At 73.1% G+C, this 26,189-nt stretch carries 24 protein-coding genes; 15 read left to right on the forward strand and 9 right to left on the reverse strand.

Features of this window, described 5'->3' with window-relative positions; all coding sequences use genetic code 11:
• Positions 1–2: 2 nt before the first annotated feature.
• Entirely contained in the window at positions 3–1,409 is a 1,407-nt protein-coding gene (locus tag ACZ5CZ_RS20650) for a M1 family metallopeptidase (RefSeq protein WP_468944696.1), read from the reverse strand.
• A gap of 97 nt (positions 1,410–1,506) precedes the next feature.
• Between ACZ5CZ_RS20650 and ACZ5CZ_RS20655 the strand changes: the two genes are divergently transcribed.
• The gene (locus ACZ5CZ_RS20655) at positions 1,507–1,878 is read left to right on the forward strand and encodes a DUF488 family protein (RefSeq protein WP_468944699.1); all 372 of its coding nucleotides are present in this window, start codon (positions 1,507–1,509) and stop codon (positions 1,876–1,878) included.
• On the opposite strand, the gene ACZ5CZ_RS20660 is transcribed toward ACZ5CZ_RS20655, so the two are convergent.
• Positions 1,791–3,464: an FAD-binding dehydrogenase gene (locus ACZ5CZ_RS20660; RefSeq protein ID WP_385841031.1), complete on the reverse strand. Its 1,674-nt coding sequence runs from the start codon at positions 3,462–3,464 to the stop codon at positions 1,791–1,793. The genes ACZ5CZ_RS20655 and ACZ5CZ_RS20660 overlap by 88 nt on opposite strands.
• 17 nt (positions 3,465–3,481) lie before the next feature.
• Positions 3,482–4,114 (reverse strand): TetR/AcrR family transcriptional regulator, encoded by a 633-nt coding sequence (locus tag ACZ5CZ_RS20665; RefSeq protein WP_385841345.1) that lies wholly within the window; start codon positions 4,112–4,114, stop codon positions 3,482–3,484.
• A gap of 122 nt (positions 4,115–4,236) precedes the next feature.
• On the opposite strand from ACZ5CZ_RS20665, the gene ACZ5CZ_RS20670 reads away from it, so the two are divergent.
• Both ACZ5CZ_RS20670 and ACZ5CZ_RS20675 read left to right on the forward strand, forming a co-directional pair.
• Positions 4,237–4,866 (forward strand): alpha-ketoglutarate-dependent dioxygenase AlkB family protein, encoded by a 630-nt coding sequence (locus ACZ5CZ_RS20670; protein WP_468944703.1) that lies wholly within the window; start codon positions 4,237–4,239, stop codon positions 4,864–4,866.
• A 77-nt stretch (positions 4,867–4,943) separates the two neighbouring features.
• Entirely contained in the window at positions 4,944–5,690 is a 747-nt protein-coding gene (locus tag ACZ5CZ_RS20675; protein WP_468944705.1) for an MBL fold metallo-hydrolase, read from the forward strand.
• Positions 5,691–5,718: 28 nt separating this feature from the next.
• Here ACZ5CZ_RS20675 and ACZ5CZ_RS20680 read toward each other — a convergent pair whose 3' ends face one another.
• The gene (locus ACZ5CZ_RS20680) at positions 5,719–6,642 is read right to left on the reverse strand and encodes an alpha/beta hydrolase (RefSeq protein WP_468944707.1); all 924 of its coding nucleotides are present in this window, start codon (positions 6,640–6,642) and stop codon (positions 5,719–5,721) included.
• Between the two features lie 67 nt (positions 6,643–6,709).
• Here ACZ5CZ_RS20680 and ACZ5CZ_RS20685 point away from each other — a divergent pair, with 67 nt between their 5' ends.
• Both ACZ5CZ_RS20685 and ACZ5CZ_RS20690 read left to right on the forward strand, forming a co-directional pair.
• Positions 6,710–7,186, forward strand: coding sequence for a MarR family winged helix-turn-helix transcriptional regulator (locus ACZ5CZ_RS20685; RefSeq protein WP_385841035.1), 477 nt, complete (start codon positions 6,710–6,712; stop codon positions 7,184–7,186).
• A gap of 34 nt (positions 7,187–7,220) precedes the next feature.
• On the forward strand, positions 7,221–8,495 hold the full coding sequence (locus tag ACZ5CZ_RS20690; protein WP_385841037.1) for a DUF4032 domain-containing protein: 1,275 nt from the start codon (positions 7,221–7,223) through the stop codon (positions 8,493–8,495).
• 22 nt (positions 8,496–8,517) lie between these two features.
• Here ACZ5CZ_RS20690 and ACZ5CZ_RS20695 read toward each other — a convergent pair whose 3' ends face one another.
• Positions 8,518–9,384 carry a universal stress protein gene (locus ACZ5CZ_RS20695; RefSeq protein WP_385841038.1) on the reverse strand — a complete coding sequence of 289 codons (867 nt, stop codon included), beginning with the start codon at positions 9,382–9,384 and terminating at the stop codon, positions 8,518–8,520.
• Positions 9,385–9,580: 196 nt separating this feature from the next.
• Here ACZ5CZ_RS20695 and ACZ5CZ_RS20700 point away from each other — a divergent pair, with 196 nt between their 5' ends.
• From ACZ5CZ_RS20700 to ACZ5CZ_RS20710, 3 genes are read left to right on the forward strand one after another with little or no spacing between them, the layout of a single operon-like run.
• Positions 9,581–11,257 carry an NAD(P)/FAD-dependent oxidoreductase gene (locus ACZ5CZ_RS20700; RefSeq protein WP_467540052.1) on the forward strand — a complete coding sequence of 559 codons (1,677 nt, stop codon included), beginning with the start codon at positions 9,581–9,583 and terminating at the stop codon, positions 11,255–11,257.
• The gene (locus ACZ5CZ_RS20705; RefSeq protein WP_385841041.1) at positions 11,254–12,705 is read left to right on the forward strand and encodes an ATP-binding protein; all 1,452 of its coding nucleotides are present in this window, start codon (positions 11,254–11,256) and stop codon (positions 12,703–12,705) included. The genes ACZ5CZ_RS20700 and ACZ5CZ_RS20705 overlap by 4 nt, the downstream gene beginning before the upstream one ends.
• Complete coding sequence (locus tag ACZ5CZ_RS20710; RefSeq protein ID WP_385841042.1) at positions 12,702–13,055, forward strand: UBP-type zinc finger domain-containing protein; 354 nt, start codon at positions 12,702–12,704, stop codon at positions 13,053–13,055. Before ACZ5CZ_RS20705 ends, ACZ5CZ_RS20710 begins: the two co-directional genes overlap by 4 nt.
• A gap of 12 nt (positions 13,056–13,067) precedes the next feature.
• Here the strand turns inward: ACZ5CZ_RS20710 and ACZ5CZ_RS20715 are convergent, their stop codons facing one another.
• The gene (locus ACZ5CZ_RS20715) at positions 13,068–14,303 is read right to left on the reverse strand and encodes an SGNH/GDSL hydrolase family protein (protein ID WP_468944714.1); all 1,236 of its coding nucleotides are present in this window, start codon (positions 14,301–14,303) and stop codon (positions 13,068–13,070) included.
• A 185-nt stretch (positions 14,304–14,488) separates the two neighbouring features.
• Positions 14,489–16,270: a M4 family metallopeptidase gene (locus ACZ5CZ_RS20720; protein ID WP_467540058.1), complete on the reverse strand. Its 1,782-nt coding sequence runs from the start codon at positions 16,268–16,270 to the stop codon at positions 14,489–14,491.
• Between the two features lie 310 nt (positions 16,271–16,580).
• On the opposite strand from ACZ5CZ_RS20720, the gene ACZ5CZ_RS20725 reads away from it, so the two are divergent.
• From ACZ5CZ_RS20725 to ACZ5CZ_RS20755, 7 genes are all read left to right on the forward strand, one after another.
• Positions 16,581–17,759 (forward strand): serine hydrolase domain-containing protein, encoded by a 1,179-nt coding sequence (locus ACZ5CZ_RS20725; RefSeq protein WP_468944718.1) that lies wholly within the window; start codon positions 16,581–16,583, stop codon positions 17,757–17,759.
• A 66-nt stretch (positions 17,760–17,825) separates the two neighbouring features.
• Positions 17,826–18,503, forward strand: coding sequence for an AIM24 family protein (locus ACZ5CZ_RS20730; protein ID WP_468944723.1), 678 nt, complete (start codon positions 17,826–17,828; stop codon positions 18,501–18,503).
• Between the two features lie 157 nt (positions 18,504–18,660).
• Complete coding sequence (locus ACZ5CZ_RS20735) at positions 18,661–19,701, forward strand: tetratricopeptide repeat protein (RefSeq protein ID WP_468944726.1); 1,041 nt, start codon at positions 18,661–18,663, stop codon at positions 19,699–19,701.
• Complete coding sequence (locus ACZ5CZ_RS20740; RefSeq protein ID WP_468944728.1) at positions 19,698–20,717, forward strand: polyprenyl synthetase family protein; 1,020 nt, start codon at positions 19,698–19,700, stop codon at positions 20,715–20,717. The genes ACZ5CZ_RS20735 and ACZ5CZ_RS20740 overlap by 4 nt, the downstream gene beginning before the upstream one ends.
• A 93-nt stretch (positions 20,718–20,810) precedes the next feature.
• A complete protein-coding gene (locus ACZ5CZ_RS20745; RefSeq protein WP_468944731.1) occupies positions 20,811–21,782 on the forward strand; it encodes a threonine/serine dehydratase in 972 nt (323 codons plus the stop codon).
• 122 nt (positions 21,783–21,904) lie between these two features.
• Entirely contained in the window at positions 21,905–23,491 is a 1,587-nt protein-coding gene (locus ACZ5CZ_RS20750; RefSeq protein ID WP_468944734.1) for a protein kinase domain-containing protein, read from the forward strand.
• Between the two features lie 50 nt (positions 23,492–23,541).
• Entirely contained in the window at positions 23,542–24,513 is a 972-nt protein-coding gene (locus tag ACZ5CZ_RS20755) for an LLM class F420-dependent oxidoreductase (protein ID WP_468944737.1), read from the forward strand.
• A 60-nt stretch (positions 24,514–24,573) separates the two neighbouring features.
• Here the strand turns inward: ACZ5CZ_RS20755 and ACZ5CZ_RS20760 are convergent, their stop codons facing one another.
• Both ACZ5CZ_RS20760 and ACZ5CZ_RS20765 read right to left on the reverse strand, forming a co-directional pair.
• Positions 24,574–25,119 carry a DUF6328 family protein gene (locus tag ACZ5CZ_RS20760; protein WP_467540071.1) on the reverse strand — a complete coding sequence of 182 codons (546 nt, stop codon included), beginning with the start codon at positions 25,117–25,119 and terminating at the stop codon, positions 24,574–24,576.
• Positions 25,120–25,162: 43 nt separating this feature from the next.
• Complete coding sequence (locus ACZ5CZ_RS20765; RefSeq protein ID WP_385841056.1) at positions 25,163–26,146, reverse strand: aldo/keto reductase; 984 nt, start codon at positions 26,144–26,146, stop codon at positions 25,163–25,165.
• Positions 26,147–26,189 lie beyond the last annotated feature (43 nt).

Below are 26,189 nucleotides of genomic sequence, written 5' to 3' on the forward strand. Positions count from 1 at the left end.
ACTCAGGCGCCGGCCGGCTTCCCCTTGTCGTACAGCCAGGTGTGCAGCAGTCCTGCCACCGGCTTCCCCGACGTCTTCTCGGCGAGCCGGACGAACTGCGCGGTGGTGCCGTGTCCGTCCCGGTGTGCGGCGGCCCAGGCACGCAGGATGCGGAAGAAGTCCCGGTCACCGACGGCCTTGCGCAGCTCGTGCAGGGCCATGGCGCCCCGGGCGTAGACGGGGGTGCCGAAGATGTGCGCGCCGCTGCCGGGGTCGCCGGGCGGGTAGGCCCACAGCGCGTTGCCCGCGGGGCGGGCGTACAGGGCGTCGAAGGTCTTCTGGGCGCTGTCGCCGCCGTGCTGCTCGGCGTAGAGCCACTCGGCGTAGGTGGCGAAGCCCTCGTTGAGCCAGATGTCCTTCCAGGCGGTCAGCGAGACGGAGTCGCCGAACCACTGGTGGGCGCTCTCGTGCACGAGGGTGCTGATGTCGGGCGCGGAGTCGTAGAGCGGCCGGGTCTGGGTCTCCAGGGCGTAGCCCACGTTCGGGGCGTGGTCGACGATCGAGCCGGCGGCGCGGTACGGGTACGGCCCGAAGAGCTTGCTCTCCCAGGCCAGCACGGAGGGCAGCTTCTTCAGCACGGGAGCGGCGGCGCGCGCCTCCCGGGGGTCGACGGCGTTGTACACCTGGATGCCGTCGCGGGTGGTGTACCGCTCGACCTGGAACTTTCCGACGGTGGCGGTGGCGAGGTAGGCGGCCATGGGCCGGCTCTCGCGCCAGCGGAAGGTGGTCCAGCCGTGGTCGGTGTGCGTCCCCCTCAGGACGCCGTTGGCGACGGCGGTGCGGCCCTTGGGCACGGTGAGGGTGAAGTCGTACGACGACTTGTCCCGGGGATGGCTGTTCGCCGGGAACCAGGTCATCGCGCCCTGCGGCTCGCCCGCGACGAACGCGCCGTCGTCGGTGGCGATCCAGCCGTCCGCGGAGCCGTCGGGGTCGGTGACCGGCTTCGGGGTGCCGTGGTAGGCGACGGTGACCTCGAACTCCTGGCCCGCGCGGAGCGGGTGGGCCGGGGTGACGACGAGTTCCTGGCCGCTGCGGGTGTAGCGGGCGGCGGTGCGGCCGACGGTGACACCGGTGACCGTCAGGCCCGCGAGGTCCAGGTCGAACCGGGTGAGCGGCTGGGTGGCGCGGGCGCTGAGGACGGCGGTGCCGTCCAGCCGCCGGCCGGCGGTGTCGTAACGGAGCGTCAGACCGTAGTGCCCGACGTGGTAGCCGCCGTTGCCGCTCAGCGGGAAGTACGGGTCGCCGGCGCCTGCCGCGCCGATCGTGCCGGCCGACGCGGGTACGGCGGTGCCGACGAGCGCGGCGAGGGCGAGGGGCAGGGTGGCGAGCACCGCGGTACGGCGGCGGTGCGGTCTGCTGGGCGGCGTCACGGGCGCTCCTGTCAGCGGGGAGGCGGATGATCCAGAGTAGGCGCAGAGGGGCCCTGATCCGCCGGGTTCCGGCCAACTCGCGTCGGGGCGTGGCCGGATGGCCGAGGGCCGCCGCCGTACGCTCGCGGCACCGTCGGCGACCCGAGAGGGGCCGCTCCCTGAGCGTGCGCGTACGCCGAGTCTACGGTGGTTCCGCGGCGGCGGCTTGTACGACGGGTTCCGGGTCCGGTACGAGGCGGAGCCGGCCGCTCCCGAGGCCGCCGGGCTTCCGGACGGCCTGCGCGCGTCGGCCCGCGCGGGGCGCGTGACCCTGCTGACGGCGTCCAGGACGCCGGAGCGGAGCCACGCGCAGGTACTGCTGGAGTTGCTGGGCGGCCGAGGTCAGCCCGTGTGCCGGGCCGCGTGTCGGCCGGCCGCCCGCCCGGAGAACAGGCAGCCGCCGAGGAAGGTGCCCTCCAGCGCGTTGTAGCCGTGCACACCGCCGCCGCCGAACCCGGCCACCTCGCCCGCCGCGTACAGGCCCTCGATCGGCGTGCCGTCGGTTCCGAGGGCGCGGGAGTCGAGGTCGGTCTGGATGCCGCCGAGGGTCTTGCGGGTCAGCACGTGCATCCGGACGCCGATGAGAGGGCCGGCGGCCGGGTCCAGCAGGCGGTGCGGGGCGGCGACCCGGCCGAGCCGGTCGCCGATGTAGCGGCGGGCGTTGCGGATGCCCTGGACCTGGGAGTCCTTGCTGAAGGGGTTGGCGATCTGCAAGTCGCGGGCCTCGATCTGGCGGCGCACCTCGGCGGCGTCGAGCAGCGCCTTGCCGGTCAGCCCGTTCATCTTCTGCACGAGCTGTTCCAGGTTGCCCGCGGTGACGAAGTCCGCGCCATGGTCGAGGAAGGCCTGCACGGGCCCGGGGGCGCCCTTGCCGAGCAGCCGGTCGCGCAGGACGGCCTTGCGGTCCTTGGCGGTGATGTCGGGGTTCTGCTCGGAGCCGGAGAGGGCGAACTCCTTCTCGATGATCTTCCGGGTGAGGATGAACCAGGAGTGGTCGTACCCGGCGATGTCCTCGGTGGTGCGCAGGTACTTGAGGGTGTTCAGGGTGTCGTAGCCGGGCAGGCAGGGGTCGGGCAGCCGGCGGCCGAGGGCGTCCAGCCAGACGGAGGAGGGGCCGGGCAGGATGCGGATGCCGTGGCCGGGCCAGACCGGGTCCCAGTTCTGCAAGCCCTCGGTGTAGTGCCACATGCGGTCCCGGTTGACCAGCCGGACGCCGGCCCCGGCGCTGATGTCCAGCATCCGCCCGTCGACATAGGCGGGCACCCCGGTGACCATCTCGGCGGGCGGGGTGCCGAGCCGCTCGGGCCAGTAGCGGCGGACGATGTCGTGGTTGGCGCCGATCCCGCCGGTGGTGACGACCACGGCCTGGGCGGTGAGTTCGAAGTCGCCGATCCGCTCGCGGCTGGAGGCGACGCCGCGCGGTGCGTCGTCGGCGGCGAGGACGGTGCCGCGCACCCCGCGGGCCGTCCCGTCCTGGATGACCAGCTCGTCCACCTGGTGGCGGTGGTGGAAGGTGAGCAGCCCGTCGCGTTCGGCCTGCTTGGCGTAGCGGACGAAGGGCGCGACCACCCCGGTGCCGGTGCCCCAGGCGACGTGGAAGCGCGGCACGGAGTTGCCGTGGCCGTTCGCCCGGAGGTCGCCGCGCTCGGCCCAGCCGACGGTGGGCAGCAGCTCGATGCCGTGGCCCTGGAGCCAGGAGCGCTTCTCCCCGGCCGCGAACTCGACGTAGGAGCGGGCCCAGCGGACCGCCCAGGAGTCCTCGTCGTCCTGCCGGTCGAACTGGGCGCTGCCCTGCCAGTCGTTCCAGGCGAGTGCGAAGGAGTCCTTGATGCCGAGGCGGCGCTGTTCCGGGGAGTCCACGAGGAAGAGCCCGCCGAAGGACCAGAACGCCTGGCCGCCGAGGTTGGCGGCGTTCTCCTGGTCGACCAGGGCCACCCGGCGGCCCCGGCTGGTGAGTTCGTGCGCCGCGACCAGGCCGGCGAGGCCCGCTCCGACGACGATGACGTCCGCGTCCATGGCGACTGTGTCCTTCCTCAGATCCTCGATGGGGAGCTGCTGCCGTCGGTGAGAAGTGCGGTGAGCAGTTGCTTCAGCCAGGCCCGCGCGGCCTCGACGTCCCGGTCCAGCAGAAGCTGGACGGTGACGCCGTCGTACGCGGCGACCACGGCGTGCGCGGCGCCGTCCGCGTCGCCGAGCACGGCGGGCAGTTCGGTGTGGCCCCGGGACCGGAAGAGCCGGTCGGCGACGGCCTGGCGCAGCCGGGCCCGGTGGTCCAGGAGGGCCTGGGCGACGCCCGGGTCGCGGGCCGCGTGCACCAGGAAGTCGGTCTTGACGAGCAGCCAGTCCACGTCGAGGAGCAGCACCTCGGTGACCCGGTCCACGGCGGTGGGCACGTCGAGGCCGGGGCCGTCCTGGGCGAGCGCGTCGGCGACCTGGGCCGCGATGAGGTCGGCGCGCTCCTGGTAGAGGGCGAAGAACAGCTCGTCGAGGGTGGCGAAGTTCGAGTAGAAGGCGCCCCTGCTGTAGCCGGCGGCGTCGCAGATCTCCTCGATGGAGACCCGTCCGAAGCCCTTGGCGGCGAACACCGTGAAGGCGGCGTCGAGCAGCTGGGCGCGCGTCCGGGCCCGCCGCCGGGTGACCCGCGGGGCCGTCTCCTCGGCCGTCATCTGCACCGCCTTCCACATGGGATACGTGAATGTATCGGATACATCGATGTATCGAAAGCGCACGGACGCAGACACGGAAATTCCCTTGGAACACATTTTCGATTACGGAGTACGCTGGGCCTATGGCCACGCACCTCCAGGGCTCCCTGTTCGACCAGACCGACGAGCTGCGGCTCGGCCCGCTCACCGGGCTGCGCCGCACCGAGCTGGGTGCCGGCGCCTGGATCGACGTCCTGCCGGGCTGGCTGAGCGGGGCCGACGCCCTGTTCGAGACGCTCGCGGCGGAGGTGCCCTGGCGGGCGGAGCAGCGGAAGATGTACGACAACGTGGTCGCCGTACCGCGGCTGCTGGCGTTCTACGGGGCGGACGACCCGCTCCCCCACCCCGTCCTGGCCGAGGCGCGCGACGCCCTGTCCCGGTCCTACGCCGAGGAGCTGGGCGAGCCGTTCGCCACCGCCGGGCTCTGCTTCTACCGGGACGGCCGGGACAGCGTGGCCTGGCACGGGGACCGGATCGGGCGGGGCGCCCGCGAGGACACCATGGTCGCGATCCTCTCCGTGGGCGCGCCCCGGGACCTGCTGCTCCGCCCGGCCGGCGGGGGCGGCCCGACGGTACGGCGGCCGCTCGGGCACGGCGACCTCATCGTCATGGGCGGCTCCTGCCAGCGGACCTGGGAGCACTGCATCCCGAAGACCGCCCGGGCCACCGGACCGCGCATCAGCATCCAGTTCCGCCCGCAGGGCGTGCGCTGACCCCGGGCGGCCTGGTGGCGGACCGGCGCATCTGGTTGGCTGTCCCCCGACGATCACATTCGGGTGCCGGGGAGACTATGACCGCCGACGTACACCAAGTCGCCGACCACACCTATCTGGTGCACGGCCACCACACCAACTGGGTCATCCTCAAGGACGGCGACGCCGTCACGCTGGTGGACACCGGCTACCCCGGGGACCGCGAGGGGCTCCTCCAGTCCCTCGCCGCGGTGGGCAGCGCACCGGAGGCGGTGGCCGCGGTGCTGATCACCCACGCGCACAACGACCATCTGGGCTCGGCCGAGTATCTGCGCACGGCCCACCACACCCCGGTCTATCTGCACCCGGCCGAAGTGCCGCACGCCCGCCGGGACTTCCTTCAGCAGGTCACCATCGGCGAGCTGGTGCGCAATGCCTGGCGGCCCGGGGTGGTCTCCTGGGCACGGCATGTGATCCAGGTGGGCGGCACCCAGCACAACCCCGTCATCGAGCCCCAGCCGTTCCCCGGCGAGGGCCCGCTCGATCTGCCGGGCCGGCCGGTGCCCGTGCACACCCCAGGGCACACCGACGGCCACTGCGTCTACCACCTGCCCGAGGCGGGCATCGTGATCTCGGGTGATGCCCTGGTCAGCGGGCACGCGACCTCCCGGCTCAAGGGCCCGCAGCTGCTGCCGGACTTCTTCCACCACGAGCGCGCCCGGGCGATCGCCTCCCTGGAGCTGATCGGCGCGCTCGAGGGCGACGCCCTGCTGCCCGGCCACGGGCCGCTGCACCGGGGCTCGGTACGGGCCGCCGCCGAACAGGCCCGGGAGCGGGCCGCCTAGGGCCTTTCCGGCCCTCGGGGTCACGTCTTCAGCTTGCCGGCGTGGGCGCCGTGCCCTTGGTGCGGATGTGCTGGCGGAGGAAGAGAGCGGCGCGCTCCAGTGCCTCGTCGGCTTCGTCCAGGACGCCGGCGAACGCCTGGAAGACATGGGGAACGTCGGCGGTGACGTCCAGGATGACGTCCACTCCGGCTTCCCTCGCGCGCGTGGCCATGCGGGTGGAGTCGTCCAGGAGCATTTCGTTGGTGCCCGCCTGGAGGAGCATCGGGGGGAACCCGGTCAGGTCGGCGCAGACGGCGGGGCTGAGCAGGGGCTGGTGCGGGTCCTGTCCCGCAAGGTACATGGCCCCGGTGTGTTCCATGCCCTCCCGCGTGAAGAACGGATCGACGCCCGCCTTGCTGTCCATGCTCCCGCCCGTCCGGGTCATGTCGAGGCCCGGGGAGAACGCCACGATCGCGGCGGGCATGGGCAGGCCCGCTTCGCGAGCAGCGAGGCAGACGGTGACCGTGAGGCCGCCACCGGCGGAGTCTCCGGCGAACGCGATCGTCGAAGGGTCTTCGCCGCTGTCGAGAAGGGCGCGGTAGGCGCTCAGCCCGTCCTCGATCGCGGCCGGGAACGGGTGCTCGGGGGCAAGCCGGTAGTCCAGCGAGAATGCCCTGATTCCTGTCCTGGTCACCAGGTTCCCCGTCAGCGACATCGCCGTCTCCGGTGAACCGACCACGTAGGAGCCGCCGTGGAAGTAGAGGACTGTCCCGGCCTTCGGAGTGCCGGCCGGCTCGACGAGCACCGCACGCCGGTCGCCGAGCGTCGCACTCCGGGTGCGGATGCCGGCCGGGACGATCATTTCGGCCATCATCGCCCTGAACCCGGCACGGAGCCCCTCCACCGACCGAGGACCCTCGGGCCCGGGCTGCCGGACCCTCGCGTCGATCTCCGCGCGCTGTTGCCTGCTCATGGCCGCCTCCCTGGCAAGTGGATGCCCAGGAACTATATGCCTGGGCATATGAACTAAGATATATGCCATGGCATCTAAGTCAAGCGGTGGCCGGATGGACCTCCCGGGCTTCTTCGACGACCTCGTGCGCTGTGAGACGCGCCTCTACAACGCGCTGAACGACCGGCTGCGCGAGCGGCACGGGATCGTCACCTCGCAGTTCGAGTTCCTGCGCTTCCTGCGTGACCACCCTGGGTCCCGGGTGGCGGACCTCGCCGCCGCGTTCGCCATCGGGATCGGTGCGACCAGCAAGGGCATCGACCGCCAGGAGAAGAACGGATGGGTCGTACGGCGAACCAATCCCGCGGATCGTCGCTCATCGCTGCTGGACCTGACCGATGACGGCCTGCGACTCGTCGAGGCGGCGGAGGCGACCTTCACCGAGGCGCTGGCCGAGCTGACCGCGGGCATCCTCGGCGGCCCCTCCGGACCGGCCGCCGTACAGGTCCTTGCGGAGCTCCGCGCCGTTCTGGAACGCGACCGGATCGGCCTGCCCACCGGCTGACGGACAGGTCCGGCAAGGCCTTAGGGTTCGTGCCATGGCCTTGCAGATCAGTGCCACGAACCCGGAGCACCCCGCGCTGCTGCTCGCCCTGCCCTGGGACGTGCCACTGGAGGAGTGGCCCGAGGAGTACCTCGTGCCGCTCCCCCGCGGCATCTCCCGGCACGTCGTGCGGTACGCGCACGCCGGGGACGAGGTGATCGCCGTCAAGGAGCTGGCCGAGCGGCCCGCGCTGCGCGAGTACGAGCTGCTGCGCGACCTCGACCGGCTCGGCATCCCCGCCGTCGACCCGCTCGCCGTGATCACCGGCCGCACCGACCGCTCCGGCGCTGCGCTGGAGCCCGTGCTGGTCACCCGGCATCTGCGCGGCTCGCTGCCGTACCGGTCGATGTTCGAGACGACCATGCGCCCGGCGACCATGCACCGCCTGATGGACGCCCTGGCCGTGCTGCTGGTCCGGCTGCATCTGGCCGGGTTCGCCTGGGGCGACTGCTCGCTGTCCAACACACTGTTCCGGCGCGACGCGGGCGCCTACGCCGCCTACCTGGTGGACGCCGAGACCGGCGATCTGCACCCGCGGCTGAGCCCCGGGCAGCGGGAGTACGACCTCGACCTGGCCCGGGTGAACATCAGCGGCGAGCTGCTGGACCTGGAGGCGTCCGGCGCGCTGCACCCGTCGGTCGACCCGGTCGAGTTCGGCCACGAGATCTGCACCCGCTACGGCGGGCTCTGGCAGGAGCTGACCCGCACCTCGGTGTACCCGGCGGGCAAGTACCACTACATAGAACGCCGGATACGCCGGCTGAACGACCTCGGCTTCGACGTGGCCGAGATGCAGATCGAGCACTCCTCCACCGGCGACAGCGTCACCTTCGTGCCCAAGGTCGTCGACGCCGGGCACCACCAGCGCCAGCTGCTGCGGCTGACCGGACTGGACGCCGAGGAGAACCAGGCGCGTCGGCTGCTCAACGACCTGGAGAGCTGGATGGCCACCCAGGACGACCACGCGCCCGGCGATCCTCCCCCAAGCTCTCGGCTTCGCTCGAGCAGGGGGGACCCCCATACCGCCCGCCCGGAAGTCCTCGCCCACCGCTGGGTGCGGGAGGTGTTCCGGCCCACCGTACGGGCGGTGCCGGCCGAGGCGCGCGGGGCGATGGACCCGGCGCAGATCTACCACGAACTCCTGGAACACCGCTGGTATCTGTCCGAGCGCGCCCAGCACGACATAGGCCTCGACACCGCCGTCGCGGACTACATCGAGAACGTCCTGCCGAAGGCCCGCTCCCCGCTGGAACCGACCGCACCCGAGTAGCGGCCGCCGGGCTCCGGCCGGCTCACTCGTGCGGGACCACGGCCACCGGGCAGTCCGCGTGGTGCAGCACCCCGTGGGCGACCGAGCCGATGCGGCCGCCGACGGCCGTGCGGTGGGCGCGGCGGCCGACGACCACCAGCTGGGCCCCGGCCGCCTCCGACAGCAGCACCTGACCCGCACTGCCCATCTCGATGTGCTCGGCGACCGGCACCTGCGGGAACCGCTCCTGCCAGGGCTTGAGCGCCTCGGCGAGCGCCGTCCTCTCGTACGGCTCCAGGCCGCCCGCGTCGTCCAGCAGCTGGAGCGAGCCGGGGCTGTAGGCGAAGACGGGCGGCAGGGTCCAGGCGCGGACGGCACGGACGGTGGCGCCCCGGGCGGCGGCCGTCTCGAAGGCGAACCGCAGCGTCTCCGCGCTGTCCTCGGGGCCGCCGTGCTGGCCGACCACGACGGGCCGGCCGGCCGCCTCCGCCGCCGCCCGGTCGCCGGCCCGCACCAGGACCACCGGCCGCGTCGCCTCGGCGATCACCTGCTGCCCGACCGAGCCCAGCAGGAACCCGACGACCGGTCCGTGCCCGCGCGATCCCAGCACCAGCAGCTCCGCGTCGGCGCCCGCCCGGGCCAGCACCTCCGGGGCGGCGCCCTCGACCACGTCGACGCTCACCGCCGGCTCCGGATGGTGCTCGGTGACGGCACGTACCGCCTGCGCCACCCCGTCCGACACCCACCCGTGCTGGGTGGTGCGGTCAGCCGCGGCGAGCGAGTCCGCGTACCGCCAGGCGTGCACCACCCGCAGCGGCAGCCGCCGGCGCACGGCCTCCCGCGCCGCCCACTCCAGCGCGGCCAGACTCTCCTCGGTACCGTCCACCCCTGCCGTGACCGGGCGCGTCATCTGCGGGCCTCCTTCTCGTCGCCGCGTTCCTGTGCTGCTGCTGGTGCCCACTATCGGGCACGGTCAGGCGGGCCGCCGGGAGCGCTGCCGTGATCCGGAGCGAAACGGCGCCATCGAACATACGATGGGGCGCGTATGGGTGCGGTGGTCCCCACGACACCCGCCCGGGGCACCGACCAACGGGGTGGGACGTTATATGGCTCAGGCTGCCGAAGCAGCGCGGACCGTCATCCTGACCGTGGACGACGACCCCGGGGTCTCCCGGGCCGTCGCCCGCGATCTGCGGCGGCGCTACGGCGCGGCGCACCGGATCGTGCGCGCGGAGTCCGGCGAGTCCGCGCTCGAGGCACTGCGCGAGCTGAAGCTGCGCGGCGAGCCGGTGGCGGTCATCCTGGCCGACTACCGGATGCCGCAGATGAACGGCATCGAGTTCCTGGAGCAGGCGCTCGACATCTACCCGAGCGCGCGGCGGGTGCTGTTGACCGCGTACGCGGACACCAACGCGGCGATCGACGCGATCAACGTCGTCGACCTCGACCACTATCTGCTCAAGCCCTGGGACCCGCCGGAGGAGAAGCTCTACCCGGTCGTGGACGACCTGCTCCAGGCGTGGCGGGCCGGCGGCCACCGGCCGGTGTCCAGCACCAAGGTGGTGGGGCACCGCTGGTCGGCGCGGTCCTCGGACGTCCGCGAGTTCCTGGCCCGCAACCAGGTGCCGTACCGCTGGTACTCGGTGGACGAGCCGGAGGGCCGGCGGCTGCTGGCGGCGGCCGGGCAGGACGGACAGCGGCTGCCGCTGGTGATCGCGCCGGACGGCACCGCGCTGGTCGAGCCGGAGGCGCCCGAGCTGGCCGCCCGGGTGGGCCTGGCGACGAACCCGACGGCCGACTTCTACGACCTGATCGTGATCGGCGGCGGACCGGCCGGGCTCGGTGCCGCCGTCTACGGCGCCTCGGAGGGGCTGCGGACCGTCCTCGTGGAGCGGTCGGCGACCGGCGGCCAGGCCGGGCAGAGCTCACGGATCGAGAACTACCTCGGCTTTCCCGACGGTGTCTCGGGCGCCCAGCTCACCGACCGGGCGCGGCGGCAGGCGGCCAAGTTCGGTGCCGAGCTGCTGACCGCGCGGGAGGTGACCGGCCTGGAGGTCAACGGGGCTGCGCGGGTGGTCCGGTTCTCGGACGGCTCGGCGATCGCCGCGCACACGGTGATCCTCGCGACCGGGGTGCAGTACCGGCAGCTGGACGCCACCGGCTGCACCGGCCTGACCGGGTGCGGGGTGTTCTACGGCTCGGCGCTGACCGAGGCGGCCTCCTGCCAGGGCCAGGACGTGTACATCGTGGGCGGCGCCAACTCGGCCGGGCAGGCGGCCATGTACCTCGCCCGGGGCGCGAAGTCGGTGACGCTGCTGGTGCGGGGTCCGGATCTGGCGGCGTCGATGTCGCACTACCTGATCCAGCAGATCGCCGAGGCGCCGAACATCCGGGTGCGCGCCCACACCGTGGTGGACGCGGCCCACGGGACGGACCGGCTGGAACAGCTCACGCTGCGGGACACGGTGACCGGGGAGACCGAACGGGTCGACACGCACTGGATGTTCGTGTTCATCGGGGCCGCCCCGCTGACCGACTGGCTGGGCGACACCGTGCTGCGCGACGACCGCGGATTCATCCTGGCCGGCCCCGACCTGGGCGCCGAGGGACGGCCGCCGGCCGGCTGGGAGCTGGACCGGCCGCCGTACCACCTGGAGACCAGCATTCCCGGCGTGTTCGTCGCGGGCGACGCGCGCGCCGAGTCAGCCAAACGCGTCGCGTCCGCCGTCGGAGAGGGAGCCATGGCCGTCATGCTCGTCCACCGGTATCTGGAGCAGTCGTGAGCGGGCGGGTGATGCCGTGCAGCCCCGGGGAGATCGGCTCCCTGTTCCTGTTCGAGAAGCTGACCCCCGAGCAGCTGGGCCGGCTGTGCGGCGAGGGCCGGGTGGAGCTGTTCGAGCCCGGCCCGGTGTATGGCGAAGGCGCCCCGGCCACCTGTTTCTTCGTGCTGATCGAGGGCACGGTGGTGCTGTCCCGCCGGGTCGGCGGTGACGACGTCGAGGTGACCAGGACCGACCGGCCCGGGGTGTACGCGGGCGCGATGCAGGCGTATCTCGGCGACCGGGTGCCCCAGGTCTACAACAACTCGCTGCGGGTGACCCGGCCCACCCGGTTCTTCGTGCTGCCGGCGGATGTGTTCGCGGAGGTCATGCGCGAGTGGTTCCCGATGGCGGTGCATCTGCTGGAGGGGCTGTTCTTCGGGTCGAAGAGCACGCAGGCGGCGATCGGGCAGCGGGAGCGGCTGCTGGCGCTGGGCTCGCTGTCGGCCGGGCTGACGCACGAGCTGAACAACCCGGCGGCAGCGGCGGTGCGGGCCACCTCGACGCTGCGGGAGCGGGTGGCGAAGATGCGGCACAAGCTGGCCGTGATCGCCGAAGGCCCCTTCTCGCGCGATGCGCTGGCCGGGCTGATCGAGATCCAGGAGCGCACCGCCGAGCGCGTCGCGAAGGCGCCGGTGCTCAGCCCGCTGGAGGCCGCCGACCGGGAGGACCTGCTCGGCGACTGGCTGGCGGACCACGGCATCGACCACGGCTGGCAGCTGGCTCCCGTCTTCGTACAGGCGGGCCTGGACACCGACTGGCTGGAGCAGGTCGCGGCGGCCGTGGACGCGGAGATCCTGCCCGGCGCGGTGGCCTGGCTCAACTACACCATCGAGACCGAGCTGCTGATGAACGAGATCGAGGACTCCACCTCGCGGATCTCGCACCTGGTCGACGCGGCCAAGCAGTACGCGCAGCTGGACCGGGCCCCCTACCGGGTGGTGGACGTGCACGAACTCCTCGACAGCACCCTGCTGATGCTGTCCGGGAAGCTCGGCTCCGGCATCACGGTGGTGAAGGAGTACGACCGTTCGCTGCCGCCGGTGCCCGCCTACCCGGCGGAGCTGAACCAGGTGTGGACCAACCTGGTCGACAACGCGGCCGCCGCCATCCGGAGCGCGGGCGGCGAGGGCACGCTGACCGTGCGGACCGCGCTGGACCACGAGCGGCTGCTGGTGGAGTTCCGGGACACCGGGCCGGGGGTGCCCGCGGAGATCAGGGACCGGATCTTCGACCCGTTCTTCACCACCAAGCCGGTCGGTGAGGGCACCGGGCTGGGGCTGGACATCTCCTGGCGGATCGTCGTCAACAAGCACCACGGCACCCTGCGGGTCGAGTCGGTGCCCGGTGACACCCGCTTCCAGGTGCTGCTGCCGCTGGAGGCCGAGACACCCGTGGAGGAAGCAGTATGAACCCCGTCGACGGCATCGACCCCGGCGTGCCGCCCAGCGGCACCGGCTGCGTGGAGTGCGAGCGGGCGGGCGGCTGGTGGTTCCATCTGCGCCGGTGCGCGCTGTGCGGGCACATCGGCTGCTGCGACGACTCGCCCGCGCGGCATGCCACGGCGCACTACCGGGACACCGGGCATCCCGTGATCCGCAGCTTCGAGCCGGGCGAGGACTGGTTCTGGAACTTCGCCACCGAGGAGCTGTACGGCTCGGGGCCCGAACTCGCCCCGCCGGCCAGCCGGCCGGTGGACCAGCCGGCGCCGGGCCCGGCGGGGCGGGTGCCCGCCGACTGGGCCGAGATCCTGCGGCGCTGACCGGCGGCCCGCTCAGCGGGCGCAGTCCAGGCGGTGCGGGGCCACGGCGTCGGCCAGCGCCCGCATGCCGCGGTCGCCGGGGTGCAGATGGTCGCCGCTGTCGTACGCGGGCCGCAGCCGCGCGGGGTCGTGCGGGTCGCGCAGCGCGCGGTCGAGGTCGAGGACGGCGTCGAAGGCGCGGGTGCCGCGCAGATAGCGGTTGACCTGGCGGCGTACGGCCTCGGCCGCCGGGTCCCATTCGGGCCAGCCCTGGAAGGGACTGAGGGTGGCGACGGCCACGCACAGGCCGGCCGCGTGCGCCCGCCGCAGGATCCGCAGATAGCCGGCGATCAGGCGGGAGGCGGTGACCCCGGTGTGCGCCTTGATGTCGTTCACGCCCTCGAAGAGTACGAGGGTGCGCACCCCGGGCAGGGCGAGGACGTCCTGGTCCAGCCGGTGCAGGGCGCTGGGCGCGGCGCCGTCGGCGAGCACCTGGTTGCCGGAGATGCCCTCGTCGGCCACGCCCTGGACGGCGGTGCGGGAGGCGGCGAGGCGCCGGGCGAGCAGGTCGGGCCAGCGGCGGTTGGTGTCGGGGGTGGAGCGGCGGCCGTCGGTGAGGGAGTCGCCGAGCACGGCCACGGCACCGGTGCCCGGCCGGGACGGTCGTACGGCCACCGCGTCGAGGTACCACCAGGACCGGGTGGTGTGCGTCCAGTGCGCGCCGCTCTCCTCTGCGGTCGGGTCGCCGGGACCGGTGTAGGAGGTCTGCAAGGCCAGCGCGTGGCCGGTGGCCGGTCCCTGCCCGCCGGGGGTGTGCAGGCTGACGACCAGGTCAACGTCGGCCGGGAGGCTGCCGGGCAGCGGATCGCTCCAGACGGAGGCGCCGGGCGGGACGGTGACGGTGCGGGCGCCGGCGAAGGTCAGCCGCCGGTTGCTGCCCGGGCGCAGGGCCGGGCCCCGCGCGCGCAGGCCGGCGTAGACGCTGTCCAGGGTCAGCGGGCGGTCGCCGAAGGCGTTGGAGAGGCGGACGCGCGGTGCGCGGCCGGCCACGCTGGTGTGCACGACCAGCCGGTAGGCCTGGCCGGGGGCAGCCTCGCCGAGGGGCTGTGCGCTCGCCGCCCAGGTGACCACGCCGGGAACCGGGGCGGCGGGCCTGGGGGGTGGCGCGGGCCGGGCGGGGGCGGGCCCGCAGGCGGCGGGGGCGGGCAGGACGGCGGCCGTCAGCAGGGCGGCGGCGAGGGCGCGGCCGCGGAGGCGCCGGCCGGTCACGGGGCCGGGCCCCGGGGTACGGCGGTTCTCCCCGGCCGGGTGTGGACCGGCCGGGACGTGTCTGCGTGTCCCACGCAGGTCATGGTGGCGCCGGGGCGGCTCGGGCGCATCCCGGCCCCGGTGCGGCCGGCCCCGGAAAGGGGGATGCCCCGCGCGGGGCGGGGCATCCGGTGCGCTGCCGTCCGTCAGTGGCGGGCGGCCGGCTTGTTGGCGGCGGTGACGTTGACCGCGGCCCACGCCTTGTCCACCGTCTTGTACTCGGTGCTGTTCGCGCCGTACAGGTCCTTGGCCGCCTTCAGCGTCGCGACGCGCGCGTCGTGGAAGTCGGTCGTGGAGACCATGTAACGGGTGAGCGCACGGTAGAAGATGGCGGTGGCCTTGGCGCGGCCGATGCCCTTCACCGTGGAGTGGTTGTACGTCGGCGAGTTGTAGGCGACCCCGTTGATCGTCTTCTTGCCGCTGCCCTCGGCGAGCAGGTAGTACGCGTGCGAGGAGACACCGGAACCGGCGTGCACCTCGGTGTAGTACGTGTCCGACGACCAGTAGTCGATCGTGCCCTCGAGCTTGTCGAGCGAGGGGTGGTCCAGGCGGCGCAGGAACTTCTGCGCGAGGCCCAGCTTCTCGCCGATCAGGTAGTCGGGGGTGTCCTTCTTGTTGTTGGCGTAGAACTCGACGTTGGAGCCGAAGATGTCCGCGAGGGACTCGTTCAGCGCGCCGGGCTCGCCGTACTGGTTGCCGTCGGAGTCGACGTAGGTCGGCTCCAGCTTGGCGGTCGCGTCCACCACGCCGTGGGTCAGCTCGTGACCCGTGACGTCGATGACCACCAGCGGCTTCTTGAAGGTCTGGCCGTCACCGTCGCCGTACAGCATGCAGCCGCAGGTCGGGTCCCAGAAGGCGTTGGCGACCTTGTTGCCCCAGTGGACCATGCCCTGGGCGGCCTTGCTGTTGTTGGCGATGCCCTTGCGCCCGAAGGTCTTCTTGTAGAAGTCCAGGGTCTTGGTGATGCCGTACTGGGCGTCGGCGGCCGCGCTGGTGCGGTTGCCGGTCGTGCCGTTGCCCCACACGTTGGTGGTGCTGGTGAACTTCGTGCCCTTGCCGAAGTTCTCCGTGTACGAGCCCTTGGCGTCCCGGGTCTCGGTGCCGTACCGGTTCGGGTCCTTGAGCTGGTAGTGGCCACGCGAGGTCTGCGTGGTGGTGAGGCCGACGCTGCCGACGAAGAGCGTCTTGCCGGTGCCGTAGGCGGCCGACGGGTAGCTCGTGGCGCCGGTGGTCGCGCCCGAGCCGAGCAGGCCCGAGGCGGCGGAGGCGGTGCCGGTGGCCGGGTCGGCCGTCTCGCCGCGCTGGTGCAGCGCGTTCAGCAGCTTCGGCGACAGGAACTCGTCGCTGTCGGGCGTGTTGCTGCGCACCTTGCCGGTGACGGCGTCGATGACGACGGTGTTGGTGCCGGTCTGGTCGGTCACGGTCACCTGGTAGGCCAGGGCCGAGGAACCGCCGCGGGCGTCGACGACGAGCTGGGCGTCGCCCGCCTCGCCCTTCGCGGCCTTGGCGGCCTTGGCGGCGGCCTGGTCCGCCGTCACCTTGGCCTGGGTGGCGTCCGGCGCGACGGAGTGGCCGGCGGCGCGGGTCACGCCGTCGTAGGCCAGCTGGTGGGTCAGGTGGACGACGAGGTCACCGCCGAGGACCGGCATTCCCTCGTGCGTACGGACGAAGCGGACGTGCCGGGCACCCTCGGGGTCCAGCATGACGTCCTGGGCGTGGAGTTCGTCGCCCTTGGTGACGCCGGTCGCCGACGCGTGGGCGAAGGCCGCGGCGCGCGCCGCGTTCACCACCGCGGTCGCGTCGGTCGTGACGGCGGCGGACCGCTCCGTCCCCGTGGCGGGGCCCGCGAAGGCCGTACCGGCCAGGCCCGTGGCAGCGGTCGTCACCGCGATGGCGACGGCCACGCTGCGTATGTGCGGTCTGCGCACTATTCAGGGTTCCTTCGTTCAAAGGCGGCCGGGATCCCCAACCGCCTTGACGCATGGCGCAGTTCAGCGCGCCACGGGGGCTGGTAGGGCCCCGGGGAGTACCCTTACGGATCAGTCATGTCCACGTAAAGGTGGAATGATCGATTTCGCGACTTTCTATGACAATCTTTTGCAAATGCACGCCATAGGGTGATCACGAGATGACCAACTGTGTGTCGGTTGTGGAGACGCGCCCCTCATGCCCTAGGTTCCCAGGCCGGAATGTGACCGATGTCGCAGCAACAGACGTACAGAGGAAAGTGGGTGCCGGATGGTTCCAGCGACGGTGAGCAGAGGCGCGGTCCTCGGAGCGGTCGCGCTGTCGCTCCTGGCGACCCCGGCGTGGGCCGCCACCGGGGCGCCGCAGGCCCCGGCCGCGGCGGCGCTTCCGGCGCCCGACACGGCGGGCCTGGGCACGGTGCTGCGCTCGGTGGTGAACCAGGGCGCGCCGGGCGCGCTGGCCCGGATCGACGACCACGGCACGGTGTACAAGGTGACGCGCGGCGTGGCCGACCGCGGCACCGGGCGGGCCATCAGCACCGCCGACCGGTTCCGCATCGGCAGCGTGACCAAGACCTTCTCGGCCGTCGTCCTGCTGCAACTCGCCGACGAGCACCGGCTCGACCTCGACGCCCCGGTCAACCGCTATCTGCCCAAGCTGCTGCCCGACGACCGCATCACGGTCCGCCAGGTGCTCAGCCACCGCAGCGGGCTGTACGACTACACCAACGACCTCTTCGCCGACAGCGTCTCCGGCTTCGAGGCGGTGCGGAACAAGGTCTTCAGCTACCGCGATCTGGTCGCGCTGTCGCTGAAGCGGCCGCGCACCAACGCGCCGGGCGCCGCGTACTCGTACTCCAACACCAACTTCGTCGTCGCGGGCATGCTCATCGAGAAGCTCACGGGGCAGCCGGTGCGGACCGCGTACGAACAGCGCATCTTCCAGCCGCTGAAGCTGAAGGACACCTTCTACGTCCACCCGGACACCGCGATCCCCGGCCGGTACACGCGCGGCTACCTCACCAACAACGGCTCGGGCGCCCGGCTGATCGACGCCACCCGGCAGACCGTGTCCTGGGCGCAGAGCGCGGGGGCCATCATCTCCAGCGCGCAGGACCTCGACACGTTCTACAGCGCGCTGCTCGGCGGCCGGCTGCTGTCCGCCGCGCGGCTCGCCGAGATGGAGCGGTTCAACAGGGTGGACAGCACGACGTCGTACGGGCTCGGACTGCGCCGGCGCGATCTGTCCTGCGGGCTGTCGGTGTACGGGCACACGGGGGCGGTGCAGGGCTACTACACCTACGCGTTCGCCACGAAGGACGGCGGGCGCAGCCTCACGGCCGTCGCCAACGCGTCGAACAGCAGCGGGGTGCTGAAGGCGCTGGGCGGCGCGCTGGAGTCGGCGTTCTGCGGGAAGCAGGCCAAGCAGGCCAAGCCGGCCGTGAATTGACCGCAGCCGGGCGGGCCGGTTCCGCGAACTTGGCGGAACCGGCCCCTCCGGGACACCATGCCCGGCATGAAGGGTGATCTTTTTTCGCATCAGAACCGGGTCCTGCCGGCCACCGAGCCGGGCATGACCGTGGAGAACGCCAAGTGCATCAGATACGTGGTGCACGGCGAGATGTACGCCCGGCAGGGCGCGATGATCGCCCACCGCGGCGGCCTCGCCTTCGAGCGCAAGGGGCAGGGTGTCGGCGGCATGCTCAAGCGAGCGGTCACCGGGGAGGGGCTGCCGCTGATGGCGGTGCGCGGGCAGGGCGAGGCCTGGTTCGCGCACGAGGCGCAGAACTGCTTCATCGTCGAGGTGGAGCCCAGTGACCGGTTCACCGTCAACGGCCGCAACGTCCTGTGCTTCGACGCCTCGCTGTCGTACGAGATCAAGGCGGTCAAGGGCTCCGGCATCGCCGGTGGCGGGGTGTTCAACAGCGTGTTCAGCGGGCACGGCCGGCTCGGGCTGGTCTGCGAGGGCAACCCGCTGGTCATACCGGTTACGCCCGAGGCGCCGGTGTACGTCGACACGGACGCGGTGGTCGGCTGGTCGGCGCAGCTCGAGACCTCGCTGCACCGCTCGCAGTCCATCGGCTCGATGCTGCGCGGCGGTTCGGGCGAAGCGGTCCAGCTGATGCTCCAGGGCGAGGGGGTCGTCGTGGTGCGGCCGAGCGAGCTGACGCCGCAGAAGAACCAGCAGCACTGAGCCTTCCGATGTGATGCGCGTCGCACAGTCAACCCCGGCGGCGGAACCCGCGTCTTGATCCACAACAGACCGAAGCCCCGGTCCCGCACGGGACTCGGGGCATGTTTCCGAGACGCTATACACGTCATGTATACACTCCGTGTATAGAAGGGTACGCATGTACGGCAAGGCTTTCGCCCCGGAGTACCAGGGCGCCCTGACCACCCTGTCCGTCAACTCCTCGCTGGTCGATGTGCTGGCCGAGGCCACCGAACGGCTGCGCGAGGCCGAGCGCTCCGGGCGCCCGGGCGAGGCGGCGCGCTGCGGACTCGCCGTCGCCGAGGCACACCGCCGGCTCGGCCATGTGCAGGACGCGGACCGCGCCTGGAAGGCGAGTTACCGCGCCGCCCGGGAGGCCGGCGACACCGCCGCGATGGCCTGGGCGCTGTGGAGCGGCGGCACACTGGCCCGGCAGCGCGGCGCCTTCCCGCTGGCCTGGCGGCTGCTGGGACTCGCGGCCGAACTCGGCGAGCGCGGCGGGGACGTCGTCGTCCGCGGCTACTCCCTGGCCGGGCTCGCCGAGACGGGCCGGATCCAGGGCGACTACGCCGCGGTCGGCCGGCTGCACGAGCAGCTGCTGGCCGAGGCCCGCCGGCGCGGCGAGGCCCGGCACACGGTGTGGGCGCTGGAGGGCATCGCCCAGATGCACCGCAACACCGGGGAGTACGACAGGGCGTACGCGCTGTTCGAGGAGGCGGCGGAGATAGCCGCGCGGGCCGAGGACCGGCGCGGCCACGCCTGGGCGCTGCGCGGACTGGCCGACGTCCTCTCGGTGCGCGACGGCGACACCGGGCGGGCGCTGGAGCTGTTGTCCGAGGCGGAGACCATGTGTCGCGCGATGAACCTCTCCAGCGCGCTCGCCTACAACCACAAGATGCGCGGCAACGTCCTCTACCGCGCGGGACGTTACGCCGAGGCCCGGGAGCTGTACGAGCTGGCGCTGGAGGAGTTCCGCGCGATGAGCGAGCCGCGCGGCGAGGCGCTGTCCCGGCTGGGCCTGGCGAAGGCGCGGGCGATGCTGGGCCGGAGCCCCGCCGAGACGGCGGCCGAACTCGCCGAGCTGGCCCGCTCCCTGGAAGGCGGCGGGCTGAAGCACGTACGCGAGCTGGTGGCCCGGGCCCGGCAGGAGTTCGCGCCGGCCGCGGAGGCCGTGCGATGACCGCGCTCCAGGCGCCGCCGGGCGCCACCGAGATCCTGGCCGGCTGCCGGGAGCTGGTGCGGCCCGCGCTTCAGGAGGCGGTGGGGCGGCTGCATCCGTGGGTGGCGGAGATGGCCGCGTACTCCTTCGGCTGGTGCGAGGTCGGCGGAGCGCCCGCCGCCGCGCCGGGCGGCAAGGGCGTCCGGCAGACGCTGGCGGTGCTCGGCGCCCGGGCGGCGGGCGCCGACGAGCAAACCGGTGTCCCGGCGGCGGTCGCGGTGGAGCTGGTGCACGCCTTCTCGCTGCTGCACGACGACATCATGGACGGCGACCCGACCAGGCGCCGCCGCCCCGCCGTGTGGCAGGCGTACGGCACCGGCCCCGCGGTGCTCGCCGGCGACGCCCTGTTCGCGCTGGCGGTGGAGACGGTCGCCGCCACGCCCCAGGGTCCCGGCGCGGTACGGCTGCTCTCCGCGGCCCTCGCCGACCTGGTGCGCGGGCAGGCCGACGACCTGGTGTTCGCGGCCCGGCCGTGCACCGGTCCGGACCGGGTGACGGCCGGGGAGTACCGGGCGATGGCCGAGGGCAAGACCGGCGCGCTGCTCGGCTGCGCGGCCGCGCTGGGCGCCGCGCTCGGCGGGGCGCCCGAGGCCACGGTCACCGCGCTGGACCGGGCCGGACGGCACCTCGGCATCGCCTTCCAGCTGGTCGACGACGTGCTGGGCATCTGGGGCGACCCGGCGGTCACGGGCAAGCCCGTGGGCGGCGATCTGCGGGCGGGCAAGAAGACGTTCCCGGTGCTGGTCGCGCTCGCCTCCCCGGCGGCCGGGCGGCTGCCCGCGCTCCTCGGCACCGAGGAGGGAGCGCCCGAGGCGGCCGCGCTGATCGAGGAGGCCGGGGGCCGTGCGGCGGCGCTGGCCGAGGCGCGGGCCCACACCGCCGCGGCGCGCGGGCTGCTCGCCGGTGCCCCGCTGGCCGCCGGCGCCGCCGCGGACCTGGTCCGGCTACTGGAGTTCCTGCTGGGCCGGGCCCTGTAGCCGTACCGCGAAACGGTGTTGACCAGGGACACCCTCCCGGGTCAGGGTGCGACCGGCGCGGCTCCCACCCCCGCGCCGGAAGGGTGAAGCACCTTGATCGGCATCTCGGACATCGAAGCCGCGGCGGAGCGGATCGCCGGACACGTCGTGCGCACACCGACGGTCCCCAGCCCCGGGCTGACCGCGCTGCTCGGCGTCCCGGTCACCGCCAAGCTCGAACTCCTCCAGCGCACCGGCTCGTTCAAGGCCCGCGGGGCCATGGCGAAGCTGCTGTCACTGAGCGCGGCCGAGCTGGCGGCGGGCGTCGTCGCGGTCAGCGGCGGCAACCACGGCATCGCCGTCGCCCAGATGGCGGCGGCGCTCGACGTCAAGGCGACGGTGGTGATGCCCCGGACCGCGCCCGCGCGCTCCGTGGAGATCGTGGAGCAGGCGGGGGCGTCGGTGCGGCTGACCGACGGCATGGACAGCGCCTTCGAGCTGGTGACGCGGCTCAGGGACGAGGGGCTGACGCTGGTCCATCCGTTCGACGACCCGCTGGTGATCGCGGGTCAGGGCACGGTGGGTGCCGAACTGGCGGAGGACGCGGGCGAGCTCACCGATGTCGTCGTCAGCATCGGCGGCGGAGGGCTGATCGCGGGCATCGCGGCGGCCCTGCGCGCCCTGCGGCCCACGGTGCGCGTGTGGGGCGTGGAGACGGAGGGCGCGGAGGCCATGTCGGCGGCGCTGCGGGCGGGCGGCCCGCTGCCGGTGCCGGTGTCGTCGCTGGTCACCACGCTCACCGCGCCCTCGGTGTCCCAGCTGACGTACGACCATGTCGCCGCGCTGGTCGAGGAGGTGCTGGTGGTCCCGGACCGGGACGCCGTGCAGGGATGCCTGGACCTCGCCGACCACGCCAAGGTGTGGGCCGAGCCCGCCGCGGGCTGTGTGCTCCCGGCGGCCCGGCAGGTGGTGGAACGGGTCGGCCCGGACGCCCGGATCGGGCTGGTGGTGTGCGGGGGCAACACGACGCCCCGGGAGGTCGCCGACTGGGCCGAGCGCTTCGGACTGCTCAGGCCCGTCGGCTGAGCGCACCGCCGCGGTGTGTTGACCGAAAGACAGGAAGTGGGCCGGAGCCGGGCATCCTTGAACGCACCCCCACATGCCGCGCGTACCCCTGGGCGACACCGGGCAAGGGGTTTCAGCGAGGGATGACCATGGTCAAGGCGCACGTCTCCGCGCACGCGTCGGTCGCCGGGCGGTACCGGCTCCTGGAGGTCTTCGCCCGCGAGACCAACCGACTGTGGTGGTACGCCGAGGACATGGCGGCGGCACAGCCCCGCCTGATGGCGCAGACCGCCCTGCCGGAGTCCGCCGGCGAGGACGGCGCGCACCGGATCACCGCCCGCCTCGTCCGCACCTCCGAGACGCTGCGGCTGCTGCGGCCCGGCCGGGTCGCCGCGGTCGTCGACGCGGTGGTGGAGTCCGGCACGCTGTGGACGGTCACCGAGTGGATCGACGGTACGGCGCTGTGCGAACTCCTCGACCGCGAGGGGCCGTTGGATCCGGCGCGTGCGGCACGGATCGGCCTGGAGCTGCTCGACGTGCTCCAGGCCGCGCACGACGAGGGCGTCACGCACGGTGAGCTGAGCCCGGGCCAGGTGTTCGTGCGGGAGGACGGGACCGTCGTCGTGGCCGGGTTCGGGCTCGCGGGCGCGACCCTCGTGCCCCGGCTCACGGCACCGTCGTACGCCTCGCCGGAGCAGGCCCGCGACGAGCGCATCGGCCCGGCCGCCGACCTGTGGGCGCTGGGCGCGCTGCTCTACACGATGGTCGAGGGCCGGCCGCCGTTCCGGGACCGCGGCCGTCCCGACGCCACGCTGAAGGCGGTGGACCGGCTGCCGCTGCGCACCCCGCTGCGCACGGGAGCGCTGACCCAGGCCGTGGAGGGTCTGCTGCGGAAGGACTCCCGGGAGCGGCCGTCCCGGCAGCAGCTCCGCGAGGCGCTGCTCCGGGCACGCGACGCCGGTTCCGACGCCGGGCGGGAGCCGGAACCGGAACCCCGGCCGCGCGGGGCGTACCGGTGGGCGTCCCTCGCCGTGCCGGGCCGGAGCAGACGGGTCCTGGCCCTCGGCACCGCGCTCGCCGTGGGCACCGTCGCGGCCGGGGTGCTGGCCGCGACCCACCTCCTCCCCGGCACGGCCCCGGCCGGGCCCCCGCCCCGGGCCGGCGCCCCGGCCGCCCCCTCCTCCGCCCGGCCGGCCGGCACACCGACCGGCACACCGACCGCCCCGGCCACGGCCGCATCCCCGGCACCGGTCCCGGACGGGCTGCCGGCCGGTTACCACCGCTACACCGCCCCCGAAGGCTTCCAGGTGGCGCTGCCCGACGGCTGGCGGCGGCTGGCCACCTCGCGGGTCACCGACCGCACCTACCGCGTCACCTTCGGGACCGGCGGCTCCTCCCCCACCCTCGCCGTCACCTCCAGCGAGCACGTCGGCCCGGACCCGGTGGCCGTCTGGCGGGACGACGTCGAGCCGGGCCTCGCGCGGACGCCCGGCTACCAACGGGTCGGCGCGATCCGCGCCACCGGCTACCACGGACACCCGGCCGCCGACCTGGAGTGGCTCTCGGGGACGGGAGCGGCGCGGGTGCACACCTTCGGGCGCGGCTTCCTGCTCGGCGGCCACCGGGGCTGCTCGCTCCGCTTCACCGCGCCGGCCGGGGCCTGGGACACCCCGGCCGTCCGGCTGGCACTGAAGACCTTCCTGGCCACGTTCCGCGAGCCGAACGGCTGAGCCGCCGCTCCGGTCCGTTTTCCTGCGGCCGAGCCGGGGACTCGCACCCTATGGTGCAAATCGGATACACGATGATGACCGAGCAGGCCGGTCCGCGGGATCTCGTGGACCACCTGGTGCGTGCCGAGGAGGCCGGCTTCGACTTCTCGGTGACCTCGGACCACGCCTTTCCCTGGCTGCGCTCGCAGGGCCACTCACCGTACGCGTGGAGTGTGCTGGGCGCGGCCGCGCAGGCCACCTCGCGGATTCCGCTGATGACCTATGTGACCTGCCCGATCCTCCGCTACCACCCGGCGGTGGTGGCGCAGAAGGCGGCCACCATGCAGCTGCTGTCCCAGGGCCGCTTCCGGCTCGGGCTGGGCGCGGGCGAGAACCTGAACGAACACATCGTGGGCGGCGGCTGGCCTCCGGTGGACGTGCGCCACGAGATGCTCGAGGAGGCCGTACGGATCATCCGCGCGCTGTTCGAGGGCGGCCATGTCACCCATCACGGCCGCCACTTCGAGGTGGACTCGGCCCGGCTGTGGGATCTGCCCGACCAGCCGCCGCCCATCGGCATCGCCGTCTCCGGCGAGCAGTCCTGCAAGCTCGCCGGGCATCTCGCCGACCTGGTCATCGCCACCGAGCCGAAGGCGGGTCTGCTGGAGGCCTTCGACCGGCACGGGGGCTCCGGCAAACCCCGGGTCGGCCAGCTGCCGGTGTGCTACGACCCCGACCGGGACGCTGCGATCAAGCGCGCCCACTCCCAGTTCCGCTGGTTCGGCCTCGGCTGGAAGGTCAACGCCGAACTGCCCCACCCGGACTCCTTCGAGGCCGCCACCCAGTTCGTGACCCTGGACGACGTCGCCTCGGCCATCCCGTGCGGCGACGACCCGGACGCCTTCGTGGACGCCGTAAGGCCGTACGCCGAGGCCGGGTTCGAGGAGGTCGCGCTGGTGCAGATCGGCGGCGACTCCCAGCCGGAGTTCCTGGACTGGTCGGCGAAGACCCTGCTGCCCGCGCTGCGGGAGGCACTCGGCTGAGGCCGGCCCGCGACGGAGGCCAGGAGTTCCGGGGAGTTCCGGCCGTCGCGGGACCGGGCGTCACCCGTCGTCGCGTCCGTCCCGGCCCGGGGCGGACGCGGAACTCCCCGGCCCGTCGCCGACACTGGTCGTGTGCCGGTGGCGGGCCCACAGGGGCAGGCCGAACCAGCACGTCAGGTACCAGGCGACGACCGCGGTCACCAGGTACGGCACATAGGAGCCGTGCGTGGCCACGCGGAGGATGAGCAGCAGCGCCGAGGTCATGGTGGTGAGCAGCAGCACCAGGCCGACCAGGGTCATCCGGGACGCCAGCCGCACCGCCTCCGGCTTGACCCGGCGGCCGGAGACCAGGCGGTGCAGGGAGACCGGGCCGACCAGGGCGCCGGTCGTGCAGGCGCCCAGGAGGACGGTCACGATGTAGATGACCTGGTCCACGTGGGGCAGCATGGTGTACTTCGGGTAGAAGACGACGGTGAGCAGGAAGCCGAAGAGGATCTGCACACCGGTCTGGGCCACGCGGACTTCCTGGATGAGCTCGCCCCACATCCGGTCGGCCCGCTCCTCCTCGGTCTCGTTCCGCCCTCTGCGCCGCCCGTCCTGCGTCATGCGGTGCGTGTAACCGGCCGGCCGTCCCTTCAAACGAGCCTCCTCACCAGCGGTGCTCCACCTGTTCCCGGATGCGCCGCTCGTACAGGTCGCGGATCGCGGCGAAGGTCTCCTCGGGCAGCGGCGGCAGCTTGGCGGCGGCCGCGTTGGCGCGGGCCTGCCCGGGGTTGCGGGCCCCGGGGATGACGGTCGTCACGCCGTCCTGTTCGATGATCCAGCGCAGCGCCAGCTGCGCCGGGGTGTAGCCCTCGGGGGCGAGCGCGGCGAACTCGGCGGCGGCCTCGACGCCGGAGGCGTAGTCGACTCCGGAGAAGGTCTCGCCCTGGTCGAAGGCCTCGCCGTGCCGGTTGAAGGTGCGGTGGTCGTTGGCGGCGAACACGGTGTCCGCGGTGTACTTGCCGGACAGCAGGCCGGAGGCGAGCGGCACCCGCGCGATGATGCCGACGCCGGCCTTCTTCGCCGCCGGAAGCACCTCGTACAGCGGCTTCATGCGGAACGGGTTGAGGATGATCTGGACGCTGGCCACGTTGGGCCGGGCGATGGCCGTCAGCGCCTGCGCGCAGGTCTCCACGCTGACCCCGTAGGCGGCGACGCGCTCCTCCTCGACCAGGGTGTCCAGGGCGTCGAACACCTCGTCCGAGGAGTAGACGGGCGTCGGCGGGCAGTGCAGCTGCACCAGGTCGATGCGGTCGACGCCGAGGTTGCGGCGCGAACGGTCGTTCCACGCACGGAAGTTGTCCAGCACGTAGTTCTCGGGGAGCTGCTCGACCCGGCGGCCCATCTTGGTGGCCACCAGCACATGCAGATCGGGCCGGCCGCGCAGGAAGCCTGCGATGGTCTCCTCGCTGCGTCCGTCGCCGTACACATCGGCCGTGTCGAAGAAGGTGACCCCCGACTCGGCGGCCGCCTCCAGGACGGCGCGGGCCTCCTTGTCGTCCACCTCGCCCCAGTCGGCACCCAGCTGCCAGGTGCCGAGTCCGACGACCGATGCCCACTGGCCCGACCTGCCGATCACGCGTTCGTCCATGACATCAGTGTGGCATCCGGCGGCGCGCTCCGCGGAACGGGCC

It is taken from the genome of Streptomyces sp. NPDC031418, from assembly GCF_055581605.1.

Bases quoted from the DNA above. Each gene is read 5' to 3' on its own strand.
- ACZ5CZ_RS20725 (WP_468944718.1), top strand. From the start codon at position 16,581: ATGGTTCCAGCGACGGTGAGCAGAGGCGCGGTCCTCGGAGCGGTCGCG.
- ACZ5CZ_RS20735 (WP_468944726.1), top strand. From the start codon at position 18,661: ATGTACGGCAAGGCTTTCGCCCCGGAGTACCAGGGCGCCCTGACCACC.
- ACZ5CZ_RS20680 (WP_468944707.1), bottom strand. From the start codon at position 6,642: ATGAGCAGGCAACAGCGCGCGGAGATCGACGCGAGGGTCCGGCAGCCC.
- ACZ5CZ_RS20760 (WP_467540071.1), bottom strand. From the start codon at position 25,119: ATGACGCAGGACGGGCGGCGCAGAGGGCGGAACGAGACCGAGGAGGAG.
- ACZ5CZ_RS20655 (WP_468944699.1), top strand. From the start codon at position 1,507: ATGGCCGAGGGCCGCCGCCGTACGCTCGCGGCACCGTCGGCGACCCGA.
- ACZ5CZ_RS20755 (WP_468944737.1), top strand. From the start codon at position 23,542: ATGGTGCAAATCGGATACACGATGATGACCGAGCAGGCCGGTCCGCGG.
- ACZ5CZ_RS20740 (WP_468944728.1), top strand. From the start codon at position 19,698: ATGACCGCGCTCCAGGCGCCGCCGGGCGCCACCGAGATCCTGGCCGGC.
- ACZ5CZ_RS20670 (WP_468944703.1), top strand. From the start codon at position 4,237: ATGGCCACGCACCTCCAGGGCTCCCTGTTCGACCAGACCGACGAGCTG.
- ACZ5CZ_RS20695 (WP_385841038.1), bottom strand. From the start codon at position 9,384: ATGACGCGCCCGGTCACGGCAGGGGTGGACGGTACCGAGGAGAGTCTG.
- ACZ5CZ_RS20765 (WP_385841056.1), bottom strand. From the start codon at position 26,146: ATGGACGAACGCGTGATCGGCAGGTCGGGCCAGTGGGCATCGGTCGTC.
- ACZ5CZ_RS20675 (WP_468944705.1), top strand. From the start codon at position 4,944: ATGACCGCCGACGTACACCAAGTCGCCGACCACACCTATCTGGTGCAC.
- ACZ5CZ_RS20700 (WP_467540052.1), top strand. From the start codon at position 9,581: ATGGCTCAGGCTGCCGAAGCAGCGCGGACCGTCATCCTGACCGTGGAC.
- ACZ5CZ_RS20660 (WP_385841031.1), bottom strand. From the start codon at position 3,464: ATGGACGCGGACGTCATCGTCGTCGGAGCGGGCCTCGCCGGCCTGGTC.
- ACZ5CZ_RS20690 (WP_385841037.1), top strand. From the start codon at position 7,221: ATGGCCTTGCAGATCAGTGCCACGAACCCGGAGCACCCCGCGCTGCTG.
- ACZ5CZ_RS20730 (WP_468944723.1), top strand. From the start codon at position 17,826: ATGAAGGGTGATCTTTTTTCGCATCAGAACCGGGTCCTGCCGGCCACC.
- ACZ5CZ_RS20750 (WP_468944734.1), top strand. From the start codon at position 21,905: ATGACCATGGTCAAGGCGCACGTCTCCGCGCACGCGTCGGTCGCCGGG.
- ACZ5CZ_RS20710 (WP_385841042.1), top strand. From the start codon at position 12,702: ATGAACCCCGTCGACGGCATCGACCCCGGCGTGCCGCCCAGCGGCACC.
- ACZ5CZ_RS20665 (WP_385841345.1), bottom strand. From the start codon at position 4,114: ATGACGGCCGAGGAGACGGCCCCGCGGGTCACCCGGCGGCGGGCCCGG.
- ACZ5CZ_RS20685 (WP_385841035.1), top strand. From the start codon at position 6,710: ATGGCATCTAAGTCAAGCGGTGGCCGGATGGACCTCCCGGGCTTCTTC.